6 protein-coding genes are annotated in these 5,839 nt (G+C 70.3%); 2 read left to right on the forward strand and 4 right to left on the reverse strand.

Going from position 1 to position 5,839, the window contains the following annotated elements; genetic code table 11:
• Positions 1 to 219: 219 nt before the first annotated feature.
• Positions 220 to 1,689 carry a carboxylesterase/lipase family protein gene (locus K6I34_RS29845; RefSeq protein WP_229330637.1) on the reverse strand — a complete coding sequence of 490 codons (1,470 nt, stop codon included), beginning with the start codon at positions 1,687 to 1,689 and terminating at the stop codon, positions 220 to 222.
• 327 nt (positions 1,690 to 2,016) lie between these two features.
• On the opposite strand from K6I34_RS29845, the gene K6I34_RS29850 reads away from it, so the two are divergent.
• Positions 2,017 to 2,871, forward strand: coding sequence for a cyclopropane-fatty-acyl-phospholipid synthase family protein (locus tag K6I34_RS29850; protein ID WP_229330639.1), 855 nt, complete (start codon positions 2,017 to 2,019; stop codon positions 2,869 to 2,871).
• 194 nt (positions 2,872 to 3,065) lie between these two features.
• The gene (locus tag K6I34_RS29855) at positions 3,066 to 3,974 is read left to right on the forward strand and encodes a RimK family alpha-L-glutamate ligase (protein ID WP_229330641.1); all 909 of its coding nucleotides are present in this window, start codon (positions 3,066 to 3,068) and stop codon (positions 3,972 to 3,974) included.
• Here K6I34_RS29855 and K6I34_RS29860 read toward each other — a convergent pair.
• From K6I34_RS29860 to K6I34_RS29870, 3 genes are all read right to left on the reverse strand, one after another.
• On the reverse strand, positions 3,929 to 4,960 hold the full coding sequence (locus K6I34_RS29860) for a Rieske 2Fe-2S domain-containing protein (protein WP_308294074.1): 1,032 nt from the start codon (positions 4,958 to 4,960) through the stop codon (positions 3,929 to 3,931). The two genes, K6I34_RS29855 and K6I34_RS29860, sit on opposite strands and share 46 nt — an antisense overlap.
• 103 nt (positions 4,961 to 5,063) lie before the next feature.
• On the reverse strand, positions 5,064 to 5,204 hold the full coding sequence (locus tag K6I34_RS29865; RefSeq protein WP_229330643.1) for a hypothetical protein: 141 nt from the start codon (positions 5,202 to 5,204) through the stop codon (positions 5,064 to 5,066).
• Positions 5,205 to 5,253: 49 nt separating this feature from the next.
• A complete protein-coding gene (locus K6I34_RS29870; protein WP_229330645.1) occupies positions 5,254 to 5,736 on the reverse strand; it encodes an N-acetyltransferase in 483 nt (160 codons plus the stop codon).
• Positions 5,737 to 5,839 lie beyond the last annotated feature (103 nt).

A 5,839-nucleotide genomic window follows, 5' to 3' on the forward strand; every position in this document is an offset into this window, starting at 1 on the left:
GTCCGTCCAGGCACTGTGGAGGTGGTCGGCTATCGACTGCGGCGGGTGCTCGCCCGCGAGGCCCTGGGGGCCGGTCGCGGTGGGGAGGGTGTCGAAGACGAACGGGAGCTCCAGGCCGTGGCAGGCGACCAGCCTTCGCCCACCTGTAGCCGCGCGTGGAGCGCGAGAGGCACCCCAGCAGGCGCACCCCGTGGCCCGAACCAGCAGGCGACGAGCCCCCTACGGGAGGGGCGTGTCGTCCGGGCGCATGGAGGGCGCGGTGTCCACATGGAGGAGCAGGCGGTCCTCCCCGTACCGGGGCCAGCCCGGGTCACCGGTGGTGGCGAAGTCCGTCCAGGCACTGTGGAGGTGGTCGGCTATCGACTGCGGCGGGTGCTCGCCCGCGAGGCCCTGGGGGCCGGTCGCGGTGGGGAGGGTGTCGAAGACGAACGGGAGCTCCAGGCCGTGGCAGGCGCCGAGGCGGCCGTCGCAGGCGGGGGAGCGCCAGGCGAACTCGTAGAGGTACGTGCGGCCCGCGTGGCCGGTGGCGAGGCGGCGGGCGGGTATGCGGAAGACCAGGTCGGTCAGGGTGTCGACCAGCACGGTGCCGGGGTGGCGGCCGTCCGTGCCCAGCCCGTGGGCGTCCAGGACCGCCGCCGCGTCCGGGTGGTAGGCGGACAGCTGGGTGACGGCCGACTGCTCGTCGAAGGAGTCGACGGCGCCGGAGGCCATATAGAGGTTCATCTCCTCGCGGCAGGTGCCGACGACCACGTCGATGTCGGCGCCCGCGCCCCGTGCGATCGCGGTGCCGGGGTGCCTGGGCAGGACCTCGTCGCAGACGACGGGCAGGAACGGGGTGATCCCGTAGGCCTGTTCATGGCCGAAGGGGTCGCGGAGGTCGGGGCAGTTGCCCGGGAGCTGGAGCGCCTGCTGGGCGGCGACGAGCTCCTCGGTGGTCGTGGAGCGGAAGCCATCGGCATCGGCGGGGATGCCCAACGCCTTGGCCAGGTGGTTCGTGAGCAGCGTCGCCTGTGCCTCCGGCCGGACCATCTCGGTGTGCCCGCTCTCGATGATCGCGCGATGGAACAGCCCCGCCGCGAGCGGGGAGCCCAGCAGGCACGAGATGCTCATCGCCCCGGCCGACTCACCGAAGACGGTGACCTTGTCGGGGTCGCCGCCGAACGCGGCCGCGTTGGCGCGCACCCAGCGCAGGGCCGCTATCTGGTCGCGCAGGCCGATGTTCGTCTCGCCGCCGGGGACGGGCAGGAAACCCTCCGCGCCGACGCGGTAGTTGATCGTCACCAGGACGACGCCCGACTGGGCGAACCGCGTCCCGTCGTACGCCGGCGCCGAGCCCGAACCGGCGAGGAAGCCGCCGCCGTGGATGAACACCATGACGGGCAGGCCCGTGGTGCCGGTGTCGGGCGACCAGACATCGACGGTCAGATACTCCGGGCCGGGAACCCAGCCCGTGCCCAAGATCGACGCTATGTCCAGCCCGGGGACGAGGCGCCTGGGGCCTTGCGGGGCGGTCGGGCCGGGCCGGGTGGCGTCCCGTATCCCTGCCCAGGCCGGCGCCGGGGCCGGGGCGGCGAAGCGGAGCGCGCCGACGGGGGCCGCGGCGTACGGGATCGCGCGGAAGCGGATGACCTTGTCGGCCTCCTCGCCGCGGACTCGACCGGAGGTGGTGGTGACGACTGGCGCGCTCATGCGGGCGTCCTTCCGTTCTTCCGGGCCTGGGGGTTTTCCGGACCCGGGTGTCTTCCGGGCTCGGGCGGGCGAGTGTCGTGGACGAGCGCCCCGGACGGGTGCCGTGAACCGGTGCCACGTGCAGGCGTTCGGGTGCAGGCGTTCGGGTGCTGATCTCCAGCCTGTACGCGCCGGGGTCCTTCGGCAAGAGCATCCAATTCCAGCTGTGGATAACCTGGTTCGAGCCGTCGGCTTGGCCGGTTTGTCCCTGTGCCTGCTGGTGTTCTGGTGGTGAGGGTGGAACCGGAGGGACTGATGGGTCCGCAGAGGAGCGAGTGAGGGAGCCGTATGCAGAACGACGTCACCGCCACACCGGGCAACAACGAGGACGCGACGCGCCGCTACTACGAATCGGGCGATGTCGACGCCTTCTACGACACGGTGTGGGGCGGCGAGGACATCCACACCGGCATCTACACCGACGCGAACGAGCCGATCGCGGCCGCGTCACGACGCACCGTCGACCGGCTGGCCGACCGCTTCGAGGGCGTCCTCGCGCCCGGGGCGTCCGTGCTCGACCTCGGCTCGGGGTACGGGGGCACCGCCCGCCATCTCGCGTCCCGCTTCGGCTGCCGCGTCGTCGCGCTGAACCTGAGCGCGACGCAGAACGAGCGGCACCGGCGCACGAACACCGAACGGGGACTGGGCGAACTGATCGAGGTTGTCACCGGCTCCTTCCACGAAGTCCCTTTCGAGGACGGGACATTCGACGCCGTTTGCTCGCTGGAGGCGCTCTGCCACAGTGACGACCGGGCGAAGGCACTGGGAGAGGCGGTCCGGGTGCTCAGGCCGGGCGGCGCGCTGGCCTTCACGGACATCGCCGCCGCGGAAGACGTTCCGGAAGACGTGCTCTATCCGGCGGTCTCCCGGCTCGGGGTGTCGGCGCTGGCGACGATGTCCTTCTATCTGCGGCGGCTCGGCGAACTCGGTCTCGAAGGCATCGAATTCGACGAGCACAGTGGTGAATTGATCACGCACTATGTGCGGTTGACGGAGGAGACGACCCGGCGGGAGAAGGAACTGCGCGAGGTCATCAGCGCGCGGTACGTCGACGGTCTGCTGGAGAACCTGCCGCTGTGGACGGCGGCGGCGCGGGCCGCGCACCTCCGGTGGGGGATTGTGAGTGGGCGGCGGCCTGTTTAGGCCGCCGGGTGCGCCTATTGGGGTGCGTTTTGCGCTGCGTGCGCGGCTGCGGGTCGCTGCGCGGCGCCTACCGGGCTGCCTCGTGAGCTCGGTGGGCGGCTGCGCGTCCGTTGTGGCTGGTCGCGCAGTTCCCCGCGCCCCTGACGGGGCGCGCCTATCCTGTCGGCAAAGTAGGTGCTCTCCTGGGGGAACGCATGAGCGGGGTCAAGGTTGCCGTGGTCAGCAGTGGGTTCGGGGTCGAGCACGATGACGAGTTGCCGCTCGTCGTCGAGGCGCTTCGTGCTCGCGGTATGGATGCTGAGCCCGTGATCTGGGATGACGGGACCGTCGCGTGGGAGCGGTTCGAGCTTGCCGTCATCCGGTCGGCGTGGGATTACGTGCTTCGCCCCGGTGAATTCCTCGCCTGGGCTGATGCGACCGCCTGTCTGACCCGGCTGTGGAATCCCGCTCCCGTCGTGCGGTGGAACAGCGACAAGCGGTATCTGCTGGAACTCGCCCGGCACGGAGTTCCCGTCGTGCCGACGCGGGTCGTCGAGCCCGGCCAGGAATGCGGAGCGGCGGACTTCGCCGCGGCGGGCGGCGTCGTGGTCAAGCCCGCCGTTTCCGGGGGAGCCCGTGACACCGCGCGTTACGAGCCCGGCCAGGAAGCCGACGCGTTGCGGCACGCGCGCATGCTGCTCGACACAGGGCGCGCGGTGATCGTGCAGCCGTACCTCCGGCGCGTCGAGGAAGGGGAGCGTGCGCTGATCTTCCTCTCCGGGGAATTCAGCCACGCGATCCTGAAAGGCCCGGTGCTGACCGAGGCAGGGCTGGCCGACAGCTCCCGGGACCCGCACCCGGGCGTCACGCCCTACCGCCCGACGGAGGCGGAGACGCGTACCGCTCGGGCCGCCCTGGCGGCGGTTCCGGGAGGGGACGCGTTGCTCTTCGCCCGGGTGGACCTGGCTTTGGACGATGCCGGGAATCCGGTGGTCATGGAGGTGGAGCTCATCGAGCCCTATCTGTTTCTCCAGACCGAACCCCGAGCCGTGCGGCGATTCGCCGACGGCGTCGCGGCTCACATGACCGGGTCGTCTTCCAGTTCCACGGCGCCCTTGGGATAGAACTGCCGCGCCCAGCGGCGGTACGCGCCGATGGGCGCGTCGGTGGCAGTGAGTTTCGGTTCGGGCACGTACGCCTTGTGGTGCAGGACGGGCAGGGTCGCCCGGGCGTCGTACACATGCCAGCGGTTCGCGCTGAAACTCAACGCCTTTTCCAGGACCCGGCGTACGGGTACCGGCAGACGCGGGGCGAGATCGGTGACGACGCTCGCCGCCGCCCGGTACTGCAGCCGGCCCGAGGCGACCGGCGTGGCCAGCAGCCATTGGGCGACCCGCAGGCGGGGCAGATCGATCAGGAAGAGCGCGCCTCCGAGGCCCAGGAATTTCACCTCGACCTCCTGGACCGTGGAAATCCGGGAGAGCTCGCGCCCGATGCGATAGGTCACCGAGCCGAACGGGCCGACCGCTTTCGGGGGCGACAGCGTCTCGACGGAGCTGAGACCGTGCAGTTCGACCAGGCGCCGGTGGTCGATGACGGTTTCCATCACGTCCTGCGGATGGCCCGCCAGCTCCTTCCCGTGCACCGTGCGCGGGTGGGTGGCCTCCGGCAGCTCCGGAAGTTCCCACGTCGGCCGGGAGCCGTCGACGGAATGCCACACCCAGACGATTCCGTACTGCTCGCGCGCGGGCAGCAGTTCCAGCGCGGCGCGCGGCGGTGCGCCGTACGGGGTACGGGCACAGGCACCGTCGGCGCCGAACGCGAAACGGTGCAGCGGGCACACCAGGAATTCCCCGTCCACGGTGCCGCCCGCACCCAGGTGGGCACCCAGGTGCGGGCAATGGGGACGGGTCACCCGGAGCATGCCGGACGCCGTTCGGTACACCACCACATCGGAGCCGAAGAATCGGCACGTGCGGAGTGCTCCGGGTTTCCAGTCCCGGGACAGCCCTACGCAGAACCAGCCTGACGGGAACGGGAGAACCGGCCGCCCGACATTCTCATCGGCGGCCAGTGCCACGTAGGGGGATTTATACCTGCTCACTCGCACGACGGGATCACCTTCGGTGGACGTGGCCTCCTTTGATGATCACCGTGGTGCGGTTCGTGTCCTTCGGCAACCGCTCGCGTCCGGACGGGTGAGGACGACTGCTTTACGGGTGGCTGAACTGGACCGAATGCGGCACGGTGGCTCCTCCGTAGGCACCGCTGCCGTTCGGGAGGAGAGTGTCCTGGAGGACGGTGCAGCTGTCGTCCCGGAACAGTCGGGCGATCGAGTCCGTCTTGTTGTCCACGATGCCCGCGCCGTTGTTCCGCGTCTTTTCCCCCGAATGGCCGCGTGCCTCAGGGACGGCGAAGTTCGAAACTGGCCATGGTGAGGCCGGGGGCCGGGGAGAAGTCCTGGGTCCGGGCGAACCCGAGGCGCTTGTAGAGGGCTATGGCCGGTTCGTTCGCCGCGCCGGTGGAGACGGTCAGGTCTTTCGCCGGGAGGAGCTCGTCCATGAGGTGGCCGAGCAGCCTGCTCGCCAGGCCGTGGCGGAACCATGCGGGGTCCACGCAGACCCTGTCGATTTCCACCGGGTCGGTGGTGCGGTCGTAGGCGACGAACGCGGCGAGTTGCCCGTCGGGGGTCAGCACGCCCAGCCAGGTGAGCGGGTGCGCGCGCATCCCCGCCAGGGTCTCGTGGAGAGCCGGGATGCCGTCGAAGTCGATGAGCTTCGCTTCTATGGCATAGGCGGCTTTGGTTATGCAGTGCGCTGCGTGGGCGGTTTGGGGGTCGGCTAGGTCCAGGGGGCGTATGACGAAGTCGTCGGGCGCGTGCGGCATAGGGTGTCGGCCTTGATTCTGTGAAGCAGGGTGCGGAGTGAGGCCGACGATACGGTGAGGATGGTGTCGGGGCGATCGCTTTCCCGGAGGAGGAGGGTGGGGG

The sequence above is a fragment of the Streptomyces sp. UNOC14_S4 genome, from assembly GCF_020740835.1.
Taxonomy (GTDB): Bacteria; Actinomycetota; Actinomycetes; order Streptomycetales; family Streptomycetaceae; genus Streptomyces.